Origin of the sequence: Burkholderia pseudomultivorans (assembly GCF_902499075.1) — a bacterium.
GTDB lineage: Bacteria > Pseudomonadota > Gammaproteobacteria > Burkholderiales > Burkholderiaceae > Burkholderia > Burkholderia pseudomultivorans.
Genome location: NZ_CABVPP010000005.1, coordinates 98,495 through 118,360 on the forward strand (window position 1 = coordinate 98,495; position 19,866 = coordinate 118,360).

The following is a 19,866-nucleotide window of genomic DNA, read 5'->3' on the forward strand; positions in this document are numbered from 1 at the left end:
TGTCGAACCGGAATCCCGGCGACGGGCACGCTGCCCGTCCCGATCCAACCTCGGCCGCGCGTACGGACGACAGTCCGGCGCAGGCCGATGCGCAGCGCGACGCGCTGCTTGCGTTGCTGAACGAACTGCTGGAGGCCGAGCGCGCCGGCGCGCGTGTCGCGTCGGAGACGGCGGCGACGATCGGCGACCCCGAACTTCATCGGCTCGTCGCCGGCATCCGTCAGGACGAAGCGCACTGGTGCGCGGTGCTGGTCGATGCGATCCGGTCGCTCGACGCGACGCCGACGCATGCCACCGGCGCGTTCTACGAGAAGGCGATGGCGATCGACGATCTGCCGGAACGGCTGGCGTTCCTGAATCGCGGGCAGCGGTGGGTCGTGCGCAAGTTGCAGGCGTTGCTGCCGACGCTCGACGATCCCGACCTGCACCATGCGCTCACGCAGATGCTCGTGTCGCATGAGAAGAACGTCGGGGCGGTGGATGTGCTGCTGCGGATCAAGGCCGGCGGGGGCGGGGCGGAGGCGGAGTAGCGGCGGAACGCAGCCGCAGGCTTCAGCTGCCTTCGACGAGCCGCATCACGATCTCCCGCGCCGAATCGAGATGCGCGACGGTCATCGCGCGCGCGGCGCGCGCGTTGCGCGCCCGGCACGCTTGCAGGATCGCCTCGTGCTCGACCTGGAATGACGGCGTATCGGCGAGCAAGGTGGCTTGCAGCCGTTCGTAGCGTTCGACCTGGCTGCGCAATTCGCCGATCGCCTTCAACTGACGCGCGTTGCCGCAGCACGAATACAGCAGCGCATGGAATTCTCGGTTCAGCTCGCCCTGCCGGTGCGGCGCGCTCGCGTCGCCGAGCAGGCGGTGGACGAGTTCGGCGCGCGCGAGCGTCTCGTCGTCGAGCCGCTTCACGCTCCGATAGATCGCGTCGCCCTCGAGCAGCACGCGCATGTCGTAGATTTCCCGCACGTCCGATGCGCTCAGCATCCGTACGACCGCGCCGCGATTCCGGAAGATATCGAGCAATCCTTCGCGTTCCAGCCGCTGGATCGCCTCGCGCATCGGAATCCGGCTGATCCCGAAGCGCTCGGCCAGGTCGCGTTCGACGAGCCGTTCGCCGGCCTGCAGTTCGCCGTTGATGATCATTTCCCGCAGCGATGCGGCCACCGTGTCCGCCGTGGAGTCGAGTCTGGCTTCCATGCTCATGCGTTCCTCACTTTGGAATAATGGTATACCAAACGACAATCCAGTGCCAAAATGGCGTCCGTGGATTCCTACCGCGAAGGAGAGCGAGATGGCGCATGGCGAGCACACATATCGTGTCGAAGTGCAGTGGACGGGCAATCGCGGGACCGGCACGTCCGGCTATCGCGCGTACGGGCGGGACCACGTGATCCGCGCGGGCGCGAAGCCGGACATTCCCGGTTCGTCGGATCCGGCGTTCCTCGGCGACGCGTCGCGCTGGAACCCCGAAGACCTGCTGCTGGCGTCGGTCTCGGCGTGCCACAAGCTGTGGTATCTGCACCTGTGCGCGGATGCCGGCATCCGCGTGCTGGGCTACGTCGACGAGGCCGAAGGGACGATGGTCGACCGCGTCGCGCCGGGCCGCTTCACCGAAATCGTGCTGCGCCCGCGCGTGACGATTCGCGCCGGCGACGACCCCGCCGTGGCGGAACATCTGCATCACGCGGCGCACGAGCAGTGCTATATCGCGAACTCGGTCAACTTCCCGATCCGCTGCGAGCCGACGATCGAGTTTGCCGCGGCATGACGGCGGCGCGTCACGGTGCGGCGTCGTACACCTCGCGCGCCGACGCGCGAATCGCGTCGGCCATCACGGTCACAGCCGGCGAGTGCAGCCGGTCGGTGCGCGTGATGATCCCGAAATCGTCCATCCGGCAATCCATCTCCAGCGGCAGCACCGTGACGATCCCGTGTCGCGCGTAGTACAGCGCGACGTCCTCCGCGAGCACCGCGATCATGTCGCTCTGCTCGAGCACCTGCGTGATGAACAGCAGCGCGGCCGTCTCGACGACGTTCGCCGGCGGCGCGAGGCTCGCGCGCTGGAACACGAGCTCGAAGCGATGGCGCAGCACGCTGCCGGCCGGCGGCACGACCCATGCGGCGCGCTGCACGTCGGCGAGCGCGAGCGGCGCGTGCGCGAGCAGCGGATGACCGGGCCGCACCACCGCGGCGACCGGCTCGCCCGTCAGCGGCTCGTAGCGCAGGTGCAGCTTGTCGTGCTCGGCGGACAGGCGGCCGAGCACGATGTCGAGCTTGTCCTGCGCGAGGTGTTCGAGCAGCGCGTTGCTCGTGTCGATCTCGACGGACACGTGGATGCCCGCGTGCGAGCCCTTCACGGCGGCGACGGCCGGCGGCACGAGCCGCAGGCCCGGCGACGTGATCGCGCCGACCGCGACGCGGCCGAGATGGCCGGACTTCAGCGCGGCCAGTTCCTCGCGTGCCTGGTCGAGGCTGCCGAGCGCGGCGCGCGCGTGACGGATCAGCGCGTCGCCGTACAGCGTCGGCCGCATCCCGCGCGGCAGGCGCTCGAACAGCACCGCGCCGATCGATTCCTCCAGCTCGCGCAGCAGCTTCGACGCGGCCGGCTGCGTCATGTTCAGCGCGGCCGCCGCGCGATGGATGCTGCCTTCGTCGGCAAGTGCGACGACCAGCAGCAGCTGGCGCGTTTTCAGGCGGGCGCGGCTTCCCCACGGACTGGCTTCGGGCATCGTACGGGTTTATATCAATATAGAAACGGATATCGGAAACGGCGAAAACGTCATTGGTAGGTTATCAAATTTCTACCTAGACTGCGCCGGTATCTTGCCTCTACAGGACTGACGATGTCGGCAACAAAACCCAGGCTGCGCTCCGCCCAATGGTTCGGTACGAACGACAAGAACGGCTTCATGTACCGGAGCTGGATGAAGAACCAGGGCATTCCCGATCACGAGTTCGACGGCCGGCCGATCGTCGGCATCTGCAATACATGGTCCGAGCTGACGCCGTGCAACGCGCATTTCCGCAAGCTCGCGGAGCACGTGAAGCGCGGGATCTTCGAGGCGGGGGGCTTTCCGGTCGAGTTCCCGGTGTTCTCGAACGGCGAATCGAACCTGCGGCCGTCGGCGATGCTGACGCGCAACCTCGCGTCGATGGACGTCGAGGAAGCGATTCGCGGCAATCCGATCGACGCGGTCGTGCTGCTGGCCGGCTGCGACAAGACGACCCCGGCGCTGCTGATGGGGGCCGCGAGCTGCGACGTGCCGGCGATCGTCGTGTCGGGCGGGCCGATGCTGAACGGCAAGCTCGAAGGCCGCAACATCGGCTCGGGCACCGCCGTCTGGCAGCTGCACGAAGCGCTGAAGGCCGGCGAGATCGACGTTCATCACTTCCTGTCGGCCGAAGCCGGGATGTCGCGCTCGGCCGGCACCTGCAACACGATGGGCACCGCGTCGACGATGGCCTGCATGGCCGAGGCGCTCGGCGTCGCGCTGCCGCACAACGCGGCGATTCCGGCCGTCGATTCGCGCCGCTACGTGCTCGCGCACATGTCGGGCATCCGCATCGTCGAGATGGCGCTGGAAGGGCTCGTGCTGTCGAAGGTGCTGACGCGCGCGGCGTTCGAGAACGCGATCCGCGCGAACGCGGCGATCGGCGGCTCGACCAACGCGGTGATCCACCTGAAGGCGATCGCGGGGCGCATCGGCGTGCCGCTCGAACTGGAAGACTGGATGCGCATCGGCCGCGACACGCCGACGATCGTCGACCTGATGCCGTCGGGGCGCTTCCTGATGGAGGAGTTCTATTACGCGGGCGGCCTGCCGGCCGTGCTGCGCCGGCTCGGCGAAGCCGGGTTGCTGCCGCATCCCGACGCGCTGACGGTCAACGGCAAGTCGCTGTGGGACAACGTGCGCGACGCGCCGAACTACGACGAGGAAGTGATCCGTCCGCTCGACCGGCCGCTGATCGCCGACGGCGGGATCCGGATCCTGCGCGGCAATCTCGCGCCGCGCGGCGCGGTGCTCAAGCCGTCGGCGGCGAGCCCGGAGCTGCTCAAGCATCGCGGCCGCGCCGTCGTGTTCGAGAACTTCGATCACTACAAGGCCACCATCAACGACGAATCGCTCGACGTCGACGCAAGCTCGATCCTCGTGCTGAAGAACTGCGGGCCGCGCGGTTATCCGGGCATGGCCGAGGTCGGCAACATGGGCCTGCCGCCGAAGCTGCTGCGGCAGGGCGTGAAAGACATGGTGCGCATCTCGGATGCGCGGATGAGCGGCACCGCGTACGGCACGGTCGTGCTGCACGTCGCGCCGGAGGCGGCGGCCGGCGGCCCGCTGGCGGCGGTCCGCAACGGCGACTGGATCGAGCTCGATTGCGACGCCGGCACGCTGCATCTCGACATTCCGGATGACGAACTGCAACGCCGGCTGTCCGACGTCGATCCGTCCGCCGCGCCCGGCGTCGCGGGTCAGCTCGGCAAGGGCGGCTACGCGCGGCTGTACATCGATCACGTGCTGCAGGCCGACGAGGGCTGCGACCTCGACTTCCTGGTCGGCACGCGCGGCGCGGAGGTGCCGAGTCATTCGCATTGAGCGGGGCGCGGCAGCGCGCCGGTGAACACAGGTGAAGCAGGGCAGACCGGCGACGACGCCGGCGCAGCCCCTCATGGAGACAGGATGATCACGCAGAACATGTCCGCAGCATCGGCCGCGACCCCGACCGGGTCGCCGGCCGCGGTCGACGAACGGCACCTGATGCGCACGCTCACGCGCAAGCTGGTGCCGTTTCTCGCGCTGATCTACGTGGTCGCATACGTCGACCGCACGGTCGTCGGCTTCGCGAAGCTGTACATGAACGCGGCCGTCGGCCTGAGCGACGCGGCGTACGGGCTCGGCGCGGGGCTGTTCTTCATCGGCTACTTCCTGTGCGAGGTGCCGAGCAACCTCGCGCTCGGCCGCTTCGGCGCGCGCGTGTGGTTCGCGCGGATCCTCGCGACGTGGGGCGTGATCACGATGGCGATGGCCTGCGTGCAGGGGCCGACGAGCTTCTACGTGCTGCGCTTCCTGCTCGGCGCGGCCGAGGCCGGCCTCTATCCGGGCATCCTCTATTTCCTCACGCAGTGGTTCCCGATGCGCGACCGTGCGCGCGTGATCGGGCTGCTCGTGCTCGCGCAGCCGGTGGCCGGCATCGTCACGGGGCCGCTCGCCGGATGGCTGCTGTCGACGCACGGGCTGTTCGGCCTGTCGAACTGGCAGACGCTGTTCGTCGCGAGCGGCCTGCCGGCCGTGCTGCTGGTGTGGCCGACGCTGCGCCTGCTGCCGGAATCGCCCGACCGCGCACGCTGGTTGAACGATGCGCAGCGCCGTTGGATCGCGCGTCAGCTCGCCGCCGATCGCGATACCTACCGTCCCGATACGCACCGCAATCCGCTCGCCGCGCTGCGCGACCGGCGCGTGCTGCTGCTCGCCGCGCTGTTCCTGCCGTTTCCGCTGTGCATCTACGGGCTGTCGCTGTGGCTGCCGACGATCATCAAGGCGTTCGGCGCCGGCGACGCCGCGACCGGCCTGCTGTCCGCGGTGCCCTACTTGTTCGCGGTGATCGGGCTGCTGGTCGTGCCGCGTCACTCGGACCGTACGCGCGAGCGCTATCTGCACATCGTCGTCGTGTCGGCGGCCGCCGCGCTGACGATGGCCGCGAGCGCATGGGTGCGGCAGCCGGCGCTGCAGTTCCTGTTCATCTGCCTGACCGCGTTTTCGCTGTATTCGATCCAGGCCGTCGTGTGGGCGCTGCCCGGCGAATTCCTGAGCGGCGCGAGCGCCGCGGTCGGGATCGCCGCGATCAACTCGCTCGCGAATCTCGGCGGCTATCTCGGACCGTACGGGATCGGCCTGATCAAGCAGGCGACCGGCAGTCTCGCGGCCGGCCTGTATTTCCTCGCGGCGACGCTGCTGTTCGCCGTGCTGATCACGTTCGTGGTCCGCGCGGCGCTGCGCGCGCCGCAGCCCACCGACGGCGCGCTCGCGCGCGAATCCTGAGCGCATGCCCCATTACGACCGACGCAGAACCGAACCATGACATCGAGCCGTACGCCGCGCTACCGCGGCATTTTCCCGGTCGTGCCGACGACCTTCACCGAGACCGGCGAGCTCGACCTCGCGAGCCAGCAGCGCGCGGCCGACTTCATGATCGACGCGGGCTCGGACGGGCTCTGCATTCTCGCGAACTTCTCCGAGCAGTTCGCGCTTGCCGACGACGAACGCGACCTGCTGACGCGCACGATCCTCGAACACGTCGCCGGCCGCGTGCCGGTGATCGTCACGACGTCGCACTACAGCACGCACACCTGCATCGCGCGCAGCGTGCGCGCCCAGCAGCTCGGCGCGGCGATGGTGATGGTGATGCCGCCGTATCACGGCGCGACGTTCCGCGTGCCCGAAGCGCAGATCCACGCGTTCTACGCGCGCCTGTCGGACGCGCTGTCGATCCCGATCATGATCCAGGACGCGCCCGCGAGCGGCACCGTGCTGTCCGCGCCGTTTCTCGCGCAGCTGGCGCGCGAGATCGAGCAGGTCGCGTACTTCAAGATCGAGACGCCGGGCGCCGCGAACAAGCTGCGCGAACTGATCCGGCTCGGCGGCGACGCGATCGAAGGGCCGTGGGACGGCGAGGAAGCGATCACGCTGCTCGCCGACCTGCACGCCGGCGCGACCGGCGCGATGACGGGCGGTGCGTATCCGGACGGCATCCGGCCGATCCTCGAAGCGTATCGCGAAGGGCGCCACGACGATGCGTTCGCGCGCTATCAGGCGTGGCTGCCGCTGATCAACCACGAGAACCGGCAGTCCGGGATCCTGACCGCGAAGGCGCTGATGCGCGAAGGCGGCGTGATCGCGTGCGAGGCGCCGCGGCATCCGATGCCGGCGCTGCATCCGGACACGCGCGCGGAGCTGGTCGCGATCGCGCGCCGGCTCGATCCGCTCGTGCTGCGCTGGGCGCGCTGAGCAACGAATCCAACGAATCAGGGAGCGCACGATGAGCCAAGTCGTTTCGCTGGGTGTCGTCGGGATCGGCAAGATCGCCCGCGACCAGCATCTGCCGGCGATTGCCGCCGAACCCGGTTTCGCGCTGACTGCATGCGCGAGCCGTCATGCGGAAGTCACCGGTGTGCGGAACTATCCGGATCTGGGCGCGCTGCTGGCCGGCGAGCCCGAGCTCGCCGCCGTGTCGCTGTGCGCGCCGCCGCAGGTGCGCTACGCGCAGGCGCGCGCGGCGCTGGACGCGGGCAAGCACGTGATGCTCGAGAAGCCGCCGGGCGCGACGCTCGGCGAAGTGGCCGCGCTCGAGGCGCTCGCGCAGTCGCGCGGCCTCACGCTGTTCGCGACCTGGCATTCGCGCTGCGCGAGCGCGGTCGAGCCGGCGCGTGCGTGGCTCGCGACGCGCAGGATCCGCGCGGTGCAGGTGCGCTGGAAGGAGGACGTGCGGCGCTGGCATCCGGGGCAGCAATGGATCTGGGAGCCGGGCGGCCTCGGCGTGTTCGATCCGGGGATCAATGCGCTGTCGATCGTCACGCGGATCCTGCCGCGCGAGCTGGTGCTGCGCGAGGCGACGCTGGTCGTGCCGAGCGACACGCAGACGCCGATCGCGGCCGAGCTCGAATGCGCGGATACCGAAGGCGTGCCCGTGCATGCGGAATTCGACTGGCGCCACGGCCCGGTCGAGCAATGGGAGATCGCGGTCGACACGGCCGACGGCATGCTGATGATCAGCGCGGGCGGCGCGAAGCTGTCGATCGCGGGCGAGCCGGTCGAACTCGGGCCGGCGCGCGAGTATCCGGCGCTGTATGCGCAGTTTCATGCGCTGATCGCACGTCGCGAAGGCGACGTCGACGTGCGGCCGCTGCGGCTCGTCGCCGACGCGTTCCTGTTCGGCCGGCGCGTCGACACCGGCGCGTTCGGCCGCTGAGCGCGGCGGGCGCATGCGCACCACCTTCGAGCACCACCACACAAAGTCGATACAAGGAGACAAAGACATGTTTCGCACGAATCGCAGGACCCTGTTGCGCGCGCTGCTGGCCGCGCTGTGCATCGCGCCGCTCGGCATGCAGGGCATGGCCCGCGCCGATGCGCCGCTGAAGATCGGCTTCCTCGTGAAAATGCCCGAGCAGGCCTGGTTCATCAACGAGCAGAACGCGGCGTCCGCGCTCGGCCAGAAGGAGAACTTCTCGGTCGTGAAGATCGGCACGCCGGACGGCGAGAAGGTGCTCGCCGCGATCGACAACCTTGGCTCGCAGGGCGCGCAGGGCTTCGTGATCTGCGCGCCCGACGTGCGCCTCGGGCCGGCGATCGCCGCGCGCGCGAAGCGCTACAACATGAAGTTCGTGACCGTCGACGACCAGCTGGTCGACTCGACCGGCAAGCCGCTGACGAACGTGCCGCACCTCGGGATGTCGGCGACCAAGATCGGCAACCAGGTCGGCCAGGCGATCTCCGACGAGATGAAGCGGCGCGGCTGGAAGCCGGAGGAAGTCGGCGCGCTGCGCATCACCAACTACGAGCTGCCGACCGCGAAGCTGCGCACCGACGGCGCGACGCAGGCGCTGCTCGCGAACGGCTTCCGCAAGGAGAACATCTTCGACGCACCGCAGAAGACCACCGACGACGAAGGCGGCTTCAGCGCGGCGGCGCCGGTGCTCGCGCGGCATCCGAACGTGAAGAAATGGGTGATCTATGCGCTGAACGAGGAAACCGTGCTCGGCGCGGTGCGCGCGACGGAGCAGCTGCACATCCCGGCGGCCGACGTGATCGGCGTCGGCATCAACGGCGCGGGCGAGGCCTTCGCCGAATTCCAGAAGAAGGAGCCGACCGGCTTCTACGGCACGATCGCGGTCAGCTCGACGAACCACGGCAAGGAAAGCACGCAGAACCTCGTCGACTGGATCCGCAACGGCAAGATGCCGCCCGCCGACACGCAGACCAGCGGCAAGCTGATGACGCGCAGCAACTGGCAGGCGGTGCGCGCCGAGCTCGGCATCTGAGCGGCGCGAGCGAGGACGCGATGACGACGCAGACGATGACGGCCGTGTCCGGCCACCACGATGCCGCGCAAGCGGGCGCCGGCGCGCCGCCGGCCGGCGAACCGGTGCTCGCGCTCGACGGCATCACGGTGACCTTCCCGGGCGTGCGTGCGCTCGACGCGGTGTCGCTGTCGGTGCGCGCGGGCGAAGTGCACGGCCTGATGGGCGAGAACGGCGCGGGCAAGTCGACGCTGCTGAAGGTGCTGTCCGGCGTGAACCAGCCGCAGGCCGGCACGTTGACGCTGAACGGCGCGGTGCAGCGCTTTGCGTCGACGCGCGCCGCGCTCGAGGCCGGCATCGCGATCATCTACCAGGAGCTGCATCTGGTGCCCGAGCTGACGGTCGCGGAGAACCTGATGCTCGGCCAGCTGCCGAGCCGGCTCGGCGTGGTCGACGAGCGCGCGCTCGCCGCGCGTGCGCTCGATGCGCTGGAGCGGCTCGGCGAGCACATCGAGCCCGACATCCCGGTGAAGTACCTGTCGATCGGCCAGCGCCAGATGATCGAGATCGGCAAGGCGCTGATGCGCGACGCGCGCGTGATCGCGTTCGACGAACCGACGAGCTCGCTGTCCGCGCGCGAGACGACGCAGCAGTTCCGCATCATCCGTGCGCTGCGCGCGGACGGCCGCGCGATCATCTACGTCACGCACCGGATGGAGGAAGTCGACGCGCTGTGCGATCGCGTGACGGTGTTCCGCGACGGCCGCAGGATCGAGACGTTCGAATCGGTGGCCGAGCTCGACCGCGACCGGCTGATCGGCTGCATGGTCGGGCGCCCGATCGAGGACGTGTACGGCTACCGGTCGCGCACGGCCGGCGACGTGCTGATCGAGGCGAAGGGGCTGGTCGGGCCCGGTCTGTCGGAGCCCGTGTCGTTCGCCGCGCGGCGCGGCGAGATCGTCGGCTTCTTCGGGCTGGTCGGCGCGGGCCGCTCGGAGCTGATGAAGCTGCTGTACGGCGCGGCGCGGCCGAGCGCCGGGCATGTCGAGCTGAACGGGCGGCGCGTCGCGTTCGCGAGCCCGCGCGACGCGGTGCGCGCGGGCATCGCGCTGTGCCCGGAAGACCGCAAGCACGAAGGCATCGTCGCGATCGCGTCGGTGGCCGACAACCTGAACATCAGCGCGCGCCGCCATTTCAGTCCCGCGCGGATGCTGCTCGCCCCGCGGCAGGAGCGCAAACTCGCGCAGCGCTACATCGAACGGCTCGCGATCAAGACGCGCGACGGCGACACGCCGATCGGCGCGCTGTCGGGCGGCAACCAGCAGAAGGTCGTGCTGGCGCGCTGGCTGGCCGAGCGCATCGACGTGTTCCTGATGGACGAGCCGACGCGCGGCATCGACGTCGGCGCGCGCGCCGAAATCTACAACCTGTTCTACGAGCTCGCGGACGCGGGCCGCACGGTGATCCTCGTGTCGAGCGACCTGGCCGAGGTGATCGGCGTGTCGGACCGGATCGTCGTGATGAAGGAAGGGCGGATCGCGGGCGAAGTCGCGAAGGCGCACGCGACGCCCGATGCGCTGATCAAGCTCGCGCTGCCGCGCTAGCGGCGTGCAGTCAACCGGAATGCAATCGATATGAGCCAGGCAATGCAACCCCAACGCACTTCTCCGTCCCCCGATGCCACGGCCGCGCCCGCGCGGGCGCGCGGCGGCGTGTGGCAGCTGATCAACCGCTCCGGCATCGTGATGGTGTTCGTCGTGCTGTTCGCGGTGCTGTCGCTGACCGTGCCGGACTTCCTCACGCCGCGCAACATCCAGGGCCTGCTGCTGTCGGTCACGCTGATCGGCTCGATCGCGGTGACGATGATGTTCGTGCTCGCGCTCGGCGAGGTCGATCTGTCGGTCGCGTCGATCGTCGCGTTCTCGGGCGTGGTCGCCTCGACGCTGATCACCGCGACGCACAGCGTCGTGTTCGGTACCGTGGCGGGCGTGTTCGCGGGCGGCGCGGTCGGGCTCGTCAACGGCGTGCTGATCGCGCGCTGGCGCATCAATTCGCTGATCGTCACGCTCGCGATGATGGAAGTCGTGCGCGGGCTCGCGTTCATCACGTCGAACGGCGATGCGGTGATGATTTCGGAGGAACGCTTCTTCGAGCTCGGCTCCGGCTCGTTCCTCGGCATCTCGTTTCCGATCTGGAGCAATATCGTCGGCTTCGTCGTGTTCGGCTTCCTGCTGCGCCGGACGGTGTTCGGCAAGAACGTGCTGGCCGTCGGCGGCAATGGCGAGGCGGCGCTGCTCGCGGGGCTGCCGGTGATGCGCATCCGCATCACCGTGTTCGTGCTGCAGGGGCTCGTGACCGGCTTCGCCGGCGTGATGCTCGCATCGCGGATGAGCCTCGGCGACCCGAAGACCTCGGTCGGCCTCGAACTCGGCGTGATCTCCGCGTGCGTGCTCGGCGGCGTGTCGCTGACGGGCGGCGTCGCGACGATCTCCGGCGTGCTGGTCGGTGTGCTGATCATGGGCTCCGTGCAGGACGCGATGAGCCTGCTGAACGTGCCGACCTTCTACCAATATCTGATACGCGGCGGAATTCTGTTGCTCGCGGTGCTGTTCGACCAGTATCGTCGCAACCAGCGGCGCGCGATGAAGATCTGACGCAAGCGCGGCCGCCCGAAGATGCGACAGATATCGGGAGACGCTATGCAACAGACTCATCCGGCCGCGCTGGCGGCGCTGCTGGTGGACAGCCGCAACACGCTCGGCGAAGGCGCGATATGGTGCGACGCGACGCACGCGCTGTACTGGACGGACATCGAAGGCGCACGCCTGTGGCGCTGCCGCGCGGACGGCTCGGATCTCGCGCAGTGGCCGATGCCCGAACGGCTCGCGTGCTTCGCGCTGACGAACGAGCCGGACGTGCTGCTGGTGGGGCTGGCGACGCATCTCGCGTTCTTCGATCTGCGCAGCGGCGCGTTCACGCGGATCGTCGACGTCGAGCCCGACCTGCCGACGCGCCTGAACGACGGCCGCTGCGATCCGTTCGGCGCGTTCGTGTTCGGCATGAAGGACGAAGGCGGCGAGCCGCCGCGCGCGCTCGGCGGGTTTTACCGGCTCGGTCCGGACCTGACGCTCGGGCGGCTCGCATTGCCGCCGGCCGCGATCGCGAACAGCATCGCGTTCTCGCCGGACGGCGCGCGGATGTACTTCTGCGATTCGCTGGTGCGCGAGATTTTCGTCTGCGATTACCGCGCGGGCGGCGACGTGGCGAACGTGCGACCGTTCGCACGGCTGACCGATGCGGACGGCGATCCGGACGGCTCGACCGTCGATTGCGATGGCGGCCTGTGGAACGCGCAGTGGGGCGGGCGGCGCGTGGTGCGTTACGGGCCGGACGGTGTCGAGACCGCGCGCGTGACGGTGCCGACCGCGCAGCCGAGCTGCGTGACGCTCGACGGCGACGGCCGACTGTATGTGACGAGCGCGCGCGCCGGCCTGAGCGACGACGCGCTCGCGCACGACGCGCACGCGGGCGGCGTGTTCGTCGCGGCGACGCGGCATGCGGGCGCGCCGACCGCGCGCTTTGCGGGGAAGCCGGCCGGCTGAGCGGGCGATGCGGGCGGCTGGCGCGGCCGCCGTCCGCGCGCCGAAGCGGCCCTTGTGCGGATCGCTGCCCGCGAACGCGATCATGATCTCCGCATTGCCGTGCGCGAACCGCGCACGCTCCTCCTCATCACGTAAACCACACGCGCCACGCCGCGCCATGCACCTGTTCGGGCACGTTTAGGGGTTTGTCCCGAGACGTTTCCATTCCGCTTTACATATCAGGTTACCTGATAGTAAATTGATGGCGAGTCGCGCAGGGCGGCACTGTCATTGGAGAACGAAGATGAATTACGAAGGTCGCTGGAGTACGGTGAAGGTTGCAGTCGAGGGCGGGATCGCATGGGTCACGCTGAACCGCCCGGACAAGCGCAACGCGATGAGCCCGACGCTGAACGCGGAGATGATCGACGTGCTGGAGGCGGTCGAGCTCGACGCCGAGGCGCAGGTGCTCGTGCTGACCGGCGAAGGCGATGCGTGGACGGCCGGGATGGACCTGAAGGAGTATTTCCGCGAAGTCGACGCGGGCCCCGAGATCCTGCAGGAAAAGATCCGCCGCGACGCGAGCCGCTGGCAATGGCAGTTGCTGCGCATGTACGCGAAGCCGACCATCGCGATGGTCAACGGCTGGTGCTTCGGCGGCGGCTTCTCGCCGCTCGTCGCGTGCGATCTCGCGATCGCGGCCGACGAAGCGGTGTTCGGCCTGTCGGAGATCAACTGGGGCATCCCTCCGGGCAACCTCGTCAGCAAGGCGATGGCGGACACGGTCGGGCACCGTCAGGCGCTGTACTACATCATGACCGGCGACACCTTCACGGGCCAGCAGGCCGCGCAGATGGGGCTCGTCAACAAGAGCGTGCCGCGCGCGCAGCTGCGCGACGAAGTGCGCGCGCTCGCCGCGAAGCTGCTCGACAAGAATCCGGTCGTGATCCGCAATGCGAAGCACGGCTTCAAGCGCTGCCGCGAACTGACGTGGGAACAGAACGAGGACTACCTGTACGCGAAGCTCGATCAGGCCAACTATCGCGATCCGGAGGGCGGACGCGAACAGGGGCTCAAGCAGTTCCTCGACGAGAAGAGCATCAAGCCGGGCCTGCAGGCCTACAAGCGCTGACGCGCGGCGCGGCACGCGAACGGACGGAGCGGAGACAGCGAAATGCATGAAGTGAGTTTGTTGATCGACGGCGTGTCGCGCGGCGCGTCGAACGGCGCGACCTTCGACCGGATCGATCCGGCGACGGGGCAGGTGGCCTCGCGCGCCGCGGCGGCGACGCTAGACGATGCGGATGCCGCGGTCGCGGCGGCCGCGCGCGCGTTTCCCGCGTGGGCGGCGCTCGGGCCGACCGAACGTCGGCGGCGGCTGCTGGCGGCGGCTGACCGGATGGACGCGCGCGCCGGCGAATTCATCGAGACCGGCCGCGCGGAAACCGGCGCGATGGCGAACTGGTACGGCTTCAACGTGATGCTCGCCGCGAACATGCTGCGCGAGGCCGCCGCGATGACGACCCAGATCGACGGCGCGGTGATTCCGTCCGACGTGCCGGGCAGCCTCGCGATGGCGGTGCGCCAGCCGTGCGGCGTGGTGCTCGGGATCGCGCCGTGGAACGCGCCGGTGATCCTCGCGACGCGCGCGCTCGCGATGCCGCTCGCGTGCGGCAACACGGTCGTGCTGAAGGCCTCCGAAGGCTGCCCGGGCGTGCACCGGCTGATCGGCAGCGTGCTGCACGACGCGGGGCTCGGCGACGGCGTCGTCAACGTGATCACGCATGCGCCCGAGGATGCGCCCGCGATCGTCGAGCGGCTGATCGCGAACCCGGCCGTGCGGCGCGTGAACTTCACCGGCTCGACGCGCGTGGGCCGGATCGTCGCGACGCTCGCCGCGCAGCACCTGAAGCCTGCGCTGCTCGAACTCGGCGGCAAGGCGCCGGTGCTCGTGCTCGACGATGCGGACCTCGATGCGGCGGTCGACGCGGTCGCGTTCGGCGCGTTCTTCAACCAGGGGCAGATCTGCATGTCGACCGAGCGCGTGATCGTCGACCGGAAGGTCGCCGATGCATTCGTCGACAAGCTCGTCGCAAAGGCGCGCACGCTGAAGGCCGGCAACCCGGCCGCGCCGGGCGTCGTGCTCGGCACGCTGGAAAGCGCGGCGGCCGCGCAGCGCATCGCCGCGCTGGTCGCCGATGCGCGCACGCACGGCGCGGCGCTGCCGCTCGGCTGCGACGTCGACGGCGCGGTGATGCAGCCGACCATCGTCGACGGCGTCACGCGCGAGATGAAGCTCTATACGGACGAATCGTTCGGGCCGGTGGTGACCGTGCAGCGCGTCGACGGCGACGAAGCGGCGCTCGCCGCGGCGAACGACAGCGAATACGGGCTGTCGGCGGCGGTGTTCAGCCGCGACATCGCGCGCGCGATGCAGGTCGCGAAGCGGATCGAGTCGGGCATCTGCCACGTCAACGGCCCGACCGTGCACGACGAGGCGCAGATGCCGTTCGGCGGCGTGAAGGCGAGCGGCTACGGCCGGTTCGGCAGCAAGGCGTCGATCGCCGAATTCACCGACTTGCGCTGGATTACCGTGCAGACCGCGCCGCGCCACTACCCGATCTGAGCGGATCGCCGCCGCGCGGCGACCCGCCCGAAAACGACATAACGCAGTGCCCGCCGGCGCGCACGACCGCGCCGGACGGAACCGAATGGAGACATACCTTGGATGCGGATCCGACCCAACTGCCCGGCCGCGCCGCCGCGCAGCCCGGCCTTGCCGGCTACCGCCCGGTCGCGATCGGTGCGGCGCCGCCCGACATCGCGCAGCGCGACGGCTGCTGGACCCTGCGCGCGTCGACCGCGCTCGGCGCGTATCCGCGCCGGCTGACCGACCGGCTCGTCAGCGGCGCGCAAGCGCATCCGGACCGCTGGCTCGTCGCGCGACGAGGCGCCGACGGCGAGTGGGTCGGCATCGGCTATGCGCAGATGCTCGAACGTGCGCGCGCGATCGGCCAGGCACTGCTCGATCGCGGCCTGTCGGTCGAGCGGCCGGTCGCGATTCTGTCGGGCAACGACCTCGAACATCTGCAGCTCGCGTTCGGCGCGATGTGGGCCGGCATCCCGTACGCGCCGCTGTCGCCGGCGTATTCGCTCGTGTCGAGCGATTACGGCAAGCTGCGCCACGCGCTGGCGCTGCTGACGCCCGGGCTGGTGTTTGCCGCGGACGGCGGCGCGTTTCGCGCGGCGCTCGATGCGGCGGTGCCGGCCGACGTCGAGCGCGTGGTCGTGTCGGCGCCGGACGGGATGCGCGGCGTCACGCGCTTCGCGGCGCTGCTCGACACGGCGCCGCGCAACGTCGACGCCGCGCACGACGCGATCGGCGGCGACACGATCGCGAAATTCCTGTTCACGTCCGGGTCGACGCGGCTGCCGAAAGCGGTGCCGACCACCCACCGGATGCTGTGCAGCAACCAGCAGATGCTGCTCGAAACGTTTCCGCAGTTCGGCAGCGAGCCGCCGGTGCTGGTCGACTGGCTGCCGTGGAACCATACGTTCGGCGGCAGCCACAACGTCGGCATCGCGCTGTACAACGGCGGCACGCTGTACATCGACGACGGCAAGCCGGTCGCCGGCAGGTTCGACGAGACGCTGCGCAACCTGCGCGAGATCGCGCCGACGGTGTACTTCAACGTGCCGAAAGGCTGGGAGGAACTGACCGCCGCGCTCGAAACCGACGCTGCGCTGCGCGCGACCTTCTTCTCGCGCGTGAAGATGTACTTCTTCGCGGGCGCGGGGCTGTCGCAGGCCGCGTGGGACCGGCTCGACCGCGTGACGCTCGCGCACTGCGGCGAGCGCATCCGGATCATGGCGGGCCTCGGCATGACCGAGGCCGCGCCGTCCTGCCTGTTCACGACCGGGCCGATGTCGGGCGCGGGCTATATCGGGCTGCCCGCGCCGGGCTGCGAGACGAAGCTGGTGCCGGTCGACGGCAAGCTCGAGGCGCGCTTTCGCGGGCCGAACGTGATGGCCGGCTACTGGCGCGCGAGCGGCGACGATGCGCGCGACGTGTTCGACGACGAAGGCTACTACCGCAGCGGCGACGCGGTGCGCTTCGTCGACCCGCAGCGTCCGGAGCTCGGGCTGATGTTCGACGGCCGCATCGCGGAGGATTTCAAGCTGTCGTCGGGGACCTTCGTCAGCGTCGGGCCGATGCGCGCGCGGATCGTGTCGAGCGGTGCGCCCTACGTGCAGGACGCGGTCGTGACGGGGATGAACCGCGACGACGTCGGCGTGATGATCTTCCCGCGCGTCGACGAGTGCCGCCGCCTCGCGGGCGCGGGGCCGGACGCCGACGCGCGTACCGTGCTGCAGGCGCCGGCCGTGCGCGCGTTCTTCGCCGACCTGCTGGCGCGGCTGAACCGCGAAGCGACCGGCAGCGCGACCTTCGTCACGCGGCTGTGCCTGCTCGACACGCCGCCGTCGCTCGATCTCGGCGAGGTGACCGACAAGGGCTCGATCAACCAGCGCGCGGTGCTGGGCCACCGTGCCGCGCTGGTCGACGCGATGTATGCGGCCGATGCGGCCGATGCGGGCGTGATCGTCGCAGCCTCGCGCGGCGCATGAGGCGGGCCATGACGACCGGATATTCCGCGCCGCTGCGCGACATGCAGTTCGTGATCGACGAATGGCTCGACGCACCGGCGCTGTGGCGTCGCGTGCCCGCCTGGGCCGACCTCGATGCGTCGATGGCAAGTCAGGTGCTCGACGAGGCCGCGCGCTTCGTGAGCGGGCGCATCGCGCCGCTCGACGCGCACGGCGACCTCGAAGGCTGCCGGTTCGACGGCGGCGACGTGACGACGCCGACCGGGTTTCGCGACGCCTACCGCGACTATGTCGACGCCGGCTGGCCGACGCTCGCGCTCGATCCGGACTGCGGCGGGCAGGGCCTGCCCCACCTGTTCGACGTCGCGCTGCAGGAGATGCTGGCCGCGGCGAATCATGCATGGCTGATGTCGCCGGGCCTCACGCACGGGGCGGTGGCGTGCCTGCGCGAGCACGGTTCGGAGCGGCTCAGGCGCGAGCTGCTGCCGAAGATCGCGAGCGGCGAATGGCTGACGACGATGTGCCTGACCGAGCCGCAGGCCGGCAGCGATCTCGGGCTGCTGCGCACGCAGGCCGTGCCCGATCCGGCCGCCGGCGGCTACCGGATCAGCGGCAGCAAGCTGTTCGTCACCGGAGGCGAGCACGACCTGACCGACAACATCGTGCATCTGGTGCTCGCACGACTGCCTGACGCGCCTCCGGGCACCCGCGGCCTGTCGCTGTTCGTCGTGCCGAAGTGGCACGACGGCCCGGCGGGGCCGGTGCGCAATGGCGTCCGGTGCGACGGCATCGAGAAGAAGATGGGGTTGAAGGCGAGCCCGACCTGCGCGATGCGCTTCGATGCGGCGCTCGGCTGGCTCGTCGGCGAACCGCATCGCGGGCTGGCGTCGATGTTCGTGATGATGAATGCTGCGCGCCTGCAGGTCGCGATGCAGGGCATCGGGCATGCGCAGCGCGCTTGGCAGGCCGCGTCGGCGTATGCGCGCGAACGCATGCAGGGGCGTGCCGCCGGCGGGGCGGCGCCGATCGCTTCGCACCCGGCGATCCGGCGCATCCTGTGCGACGCCCGCGCCATCGTCGAAGGGGAGCGCGCAATCGGCTACTGGATCGCGCACTGGCTCGATGTCGCCGCGCACGACCCGGACGCGTCCACGCGGCAGGCGGCGTCAAGGATGGCCTCGCTGCTCACGCCGATCGCGAAGGCCTTTTTCACCGCGAACGGGTTCGCGACCGCGTCGAATGCGCTGCAGGTGTTCGGCGGCTACGGCTATATCCACGAATACGGCATCGAGCAGACGGTGCGCGATTGTCGCGTGTCGATGCTTTACGAAGGGACCAACGAGATCCAGGCGATCGACCTGCTGGTGCGCAAGGTGCTGGGCGATCGCGGCGACGTGCTGCGCATGCTGCTCGATACGTTGCGCGCGGAGGCGGCGCGCTGCACGGCCGCCGCCGCGCCGGGCGTGGCGCAGGCGGGCGCGCGGCTTGCCGCGCTGTGCGCGGACGTCGAGCGCGCAACGGCCGACGTGATGCGCGCGAGCGCGGCCGACCCGGAGCTGCCGTATCGCGTCGCGGACGACTATCTCGCGATGCTCGGATGGCTGCTGCTCGCGTTCGCGTGGGCGCGTACGCTGCGGATCGTCGGCGCCACCGCCGACGACGATCCGTTTCGCGCAGACAAGCGCGCGACGGGCGCGTATTTCTTCGACTATCCGTTCGCGGCGTTTGCGCATCGGCGCACGCTCGTCGACGCCGGGTGCCGCGCCCCGTTGCCGGCCGCGGCGGCTTGAGCGCGTTCGCGCACGAAGCCGGGAATGGTGTCCGGCGCGCGTTCGCGCGCGCGGATGCCGGTCGCGGCGGGACGCGAGCGGCTGAGCGCATTTTTCGTCGGAACGCATGAGGCAAGGGCGCCATACCGCCGTAGAGCGGCGGCATGGCGCGCGGCCGGCGCGGGCGCGTTCGCCGTGCGCGCCGCGTAAGGTAAGATGGCCCGCGATATCTCTACCGACACCTTCATGAGTTCGACACCCGTCAAACCGGCCCGCGCGAAGCGCGCTGCCCGACCCGCCGAAGCGAAGCCGCCGGTGCGCGCGACGCTGCGCCTGACCTACCTGATCGGCAATCTCGAACGGCTGCTGCGCCGCCAGATGAGCGACGCGCTCGCGCCGCTCGGCGTGACGCTCGCGCAATACACGGCGCTGTCCGTGCTCGAGGCGCGCGGGGCGCTGTCCAACGCGCAGCTCGCGGTGCGCTCGTTCATCACGCCGCAATCCGCGAACGAGGTGATGGTCGCGATGGCGGCCCGCGGCTTCGTGACGCGCGAGGCCGATCCGAATCATGGCCGCGTGATCCTGCTGCGGCTGACCGACGAAGGCTCGGCGATCCTGCGGGAATGCGAACGCGTGCTGCGGCCGCTCGAGCGCCGCATGCTCGGCGACGGCCTGGCCGCCGACGACGTCGCGCAGGTCCAGCACACGCTGGAACTGTTCGTGCGCAACCTGCGCGACTGAACCTTTCGCTGCCTTCCGCTTTCTTCACGGCCTTGCCTGACCGGCTGCCGCGCGCGTTGCGGGTTAACACCGGCGCTTGCCGCCCTTGAAATATCAGGTTTCCTGTTATTAAATCGTCCCGGTCGTCCCGCACGGGATGACGGTCCGCACGTTCCAC

16 protein-coding genes and 1 pseudogene are annotated in these 19,866 nt (G+C 69.8%); 15 read left to right on the forward strand and 2 right to left on the reverse strand.

All coding sequences use genetic code 11. The features are described from left to right. Positions 1–83: 83 nt before the first annotated feature. Positions 84–530, forward strand: a pseudogene (locus BST28156_RS06110) (DUF6306 domain-containing protein); the annotation flags it as partial. Between the two features lie 22 nt (positions 531–552). On the opposite strand, the gene BST28156_RS06115 reads toward BST28156_RS06110, so the two are convergent. Further along, a complete protein-coding gene (locus tag BST28156_RS06115) occupies positions 553–1,194 on the reverse strand; it encodes a GntR family transcriptional regulator (RefSeq protein ID WP_174901707.1) in 642 nt (213 codons plus the stop codon). A gap of 94 nt (positions 1,195–1,288) precedes the next feature. Here BST28156_RS06115 and BST28156_RS06120 point away from each other — a divergent pair, with 94 nt between their 5' ends. Then, positions 1,289–1,765 (forward strand): OsmC family protein, encoded by a 477-nt coding sequence (locus tag BST28156_RS06120; protein ID WP_174901708.1) that lies wholly within the window; start codon positions 1,289–1,291, stop codon positions 1,763–1,765. 10 nt (positions 1,766–1,775) lie between these two features. Here the strand turns inward: BST28156_RS06120 and BST28156_RS06125 are convergent, their stop codons facing one another. After that, positions 1,776–2,726, reverse strand: a complete 951-nt coding sequence (locus BST28156_RS06125) for a LysR substrate-binding domain-containing protein (protein ID WP_174901709.1) — start codon at positions 2,724–2,726, stop codon at positions 1,776–1,778. Positions 2,727–2,840: 114 nt separating this feature from the next. Between BST28156_RS06125 and BST28156_RS06130 the strand changes: the two genes are divergently transcribed. From BST28156_RS06130 to BST28156_RS06190, 13 genes are all read left to right on the forward strand, one after another. After that, positions 2,841–4,592: an IlvD/Edd family dehydratase gene (locus BST28156_RS06130; RefSeq protein WP_040130771.1), complete on the forward strand. Its 1,752-nt coding sequence runs from the start codon at positions 2,841–2,843 to the stop codon at positions 4,590–4,592. A gap of 84 nt (positions 4,593–4,676) precedes the next feature. Next, positions 4,677–6,035: an MFS transporter gene (locus tag BST28156_RS06135; protein WP_174901710.1), complete on the forward strand. Its 1,359-nt coding sequence runs from the start codon at positions 4,677–4,679 to the stop codon at positions 6,033–6,035. 36 nt (positions 6,036–6,071) lie between these two features. Further along, a complete protein-coding gene (locus tag BST28156_RS06140) occupies positions 6,072–7,001 on the forward strand; it encodes a dihydrodipicolinate synthase family protein (RefSeq protein ID WP_174901711.1) in 930 nt (309 codons plus the stop codon). A gap of 31 nt (positions 7,002–7,032) precedes the next feature. Further along, positions 7,033–7,962: a Gfo/Idh/MocA family protein gene (locus tag BST28156_RS06145; RefSeq protein WP_174901712.1), complete on the forward strand. Its 930-nt coding sequence runs from the start codon at positions 7,033–7,035 to the stop codon at positions 7,960–7,962. Positions 7,963–8,029: 67 nt separating this feature from the next. After that, positions 8,030–9,034, forward strand: coding sequence for an arabinose ABC transporter substrate-binding protein (locus tag BST28156_RS06150; protein ID WP_009688561.1), 1,005 nt, complete (start codon positions 8,030–8,032; stop codon positions 9,032–9,034). A 20-nt stretch (positions 9,035–9,054) separates the two neighbouring features. Next, positions 9,055–10,617, forward strand: coding sequence for an L-arabinose ABC transporter ATP-binding protein AraG (gene araG / locus BST28156_RS06155; protein ID WP_174901713.1), 1,563 nt, complete (start codon positions 9,055–9,057; stop codon positions 10,615–10,617). A gap of 30 nt (positions 10,618–10,647) precedes the next feature. Continuing rightward, positions 10,648–11,667 (forward strand): L-arabinose ABC transporter permease AraH, encoded by a 1,020-nt coding sequence (gene araH / locus BST28156_RS06160; protein ID WP_174901714.1) that lies wholly within the window; start codon positions 10,648–10,650, stop codon positions 11,665–11,667. 45 nt (positions 11,668–11,712) lie between these two features. Then, positions 11,713–12,615, forward strand: a complete 903-nt coding sequence (locus BST28156_RS06165) for an SMP-30/gluconolactonase/LRE family protein (RefSeq protein WP_174901715.1) — start codon at positions 11,713–11,715, stop codon at positions 12,613–12,615. A 283-nt stretch (positions 12,616–12,898) separates the two neighbouring features. After that, the gene (locus BST28156_RS06170) at positions 12,899–13,726 is read left to right on the forward strand and encodes a p-hydroxycinnamoyl CoA hydratase/lyase (protein WP_060240391.1); all 828 of its coding nucleotides are present in this window, start codon (positions 12,899–12,901) and stop codon (positions 13,724–13,726) included. A gap of 42 nt (positions 13,727–13,768) precedes the next feature. After that, positions 13,769–15,220, forward strand: a complete 1,452-nt coding sequence (locus tag BST28156_RS06175; RefSeq protein WP_174901716.1) for an aldehyde dehydrogenase — start codon at positions 13,769–13,771, stop codon at positions 15,218–15,220. 98 nt (positions 15,221–15,318) lie between these two features. Further along, complete coding sequence (locus BST28156_RS06180; RefSeq protein ID WP_174901717.1) at positions 15,319–17,220, forward strand: feruloyl-CoA synthase; 1,902 nt, start codon at positions 15,319–15,321, stop codon at positions 17,218–17,220. A gap of 8 nt (positions 17,221–17,228) precedes the next feature. Beyond that, positions 17,229–18,989: an acyl-CoA dehydrogenase family protein gene (locus BST28156_RS06185; protein ID WP_174901718.1), complete on the forward strand. Its 1,761-nt coding sequence runs from the start codon at positions 17,229–17,231 to the stop codon at positions 18,987–18,989. 225 nt (positions 18,990–19,214) lie between these two features. Further along, positions 19,215–19,709, forward strand: a complete 495-nt coding sequence (locus BST28156_RS06190) for a MarR family winged helix-turn-helix transcriptional regulator (protein WP_060240399.1) — start codon at positions 19,215–19,217, stop codon at positions 19,707–19,709. Positions 19,710–19,866: the final 157 nt, after the last annotated feature.

Coding starts and splice junctions, on each gene's coding strand:
- BST28156_RS06140 (WP_174901711.1), top strand. CDS start 6,072: ATGACATCGAGCCGTACGCCGCGCTACCGCGGCATTTTCCCGGTCGTG.
- BST28156_RS06170 (WP_060240391.1), top strand. CDS start 12,899: ATGAATTACGAAGGTCGCTGGAGTACGGTGAAGGTTGCAGTCGAGGGC.
- BST28156_RS06115 (WP_174901707.1), bottom strand. CDS start 1,194: ATGGAAGCCAGACTCGACTCCACGGCGGACACGGTGGCCGCATCGCTG.
- BST28156_RS06120 (WP_174901708.1), top strand. CDS start 1,289: ATGGCGCATGGCGAGCACACATATCGTGTCGAAGTGCAGTGGACGGGC.
- BST28156_RS06125 (WP_174901709.1), bottom strand. CDS start 2,726: ATGCCCGAAGCCAGTCCGTGGGGAAGCCGCGCCCGCCTGAAAACGCGC.
- araG (WP_174901713.1), top strand. CDS start 9,055: ATGACGACGCAGACGATGACGGCCGTGTCCGGCCACCACGATGCCGCG.
- BST28156_RS06190 (WP_060240399.1), top strand. CDS start 19,215: ATGAGTTCGACACCCGTCAAACCGGCCCGCGCGAAGCGCGCTGCCCGA.
- BST28156_RS06165 (WP_174901715.1), top strand. CDS start 11,713: ATGCAACAGACTCATCCGGCCGCGCTGGCGGCGCTGCTGGTGGACAGC.
- BST28156_RS06150 (WP_009688561.1), top strand. CDS start 8,030: ATGTTTCGCACGAATCGCAGGACCCTGTTGCGCGCGCTGCTGGCCGCG.
- BST28156_RS06145 (WP_174901712.1), top strand. CDS start 7,033: ATGAGCCAAGTCGTTTCGCTGGGTGTCGTCGGGATCGGCAAGATCGCC.
- BST28156_RS06130 (WP_040130771.1), top strand. CDS start 2,841: ATGTCGGCAACAAAACCCAGGCTGCGCTCCGCCCAATGGTTCGGTACG.
- BST28156_RS06185 (WP_174901718.1), top strand. CDS start 17,229: ATGACGACCGGATATTCCGCGCCGCTGCGCGACATGCAGTTCGTGATC.
- BST28156_RS06135 (WP_174901710.1), top strand. CDS start 4,677: ATGATCACGCAGAACATGTCCGCAGCATCGGCCGCGACCCCGACCGGG.
- araH (WP_174901714.1), top strand. CDS start 10,648: ATGAGCCAGGCAATGCAACCCCAACGCACTTCTCCGTCCCCCGATGCC.
- BST28156_RS06175 (WP_174901716.1), top strand. CDS start 13,769: ATGCATGAAGTGAGTTTGTTGATCGACGGCGTGTCGCGCGGCGCGTCG.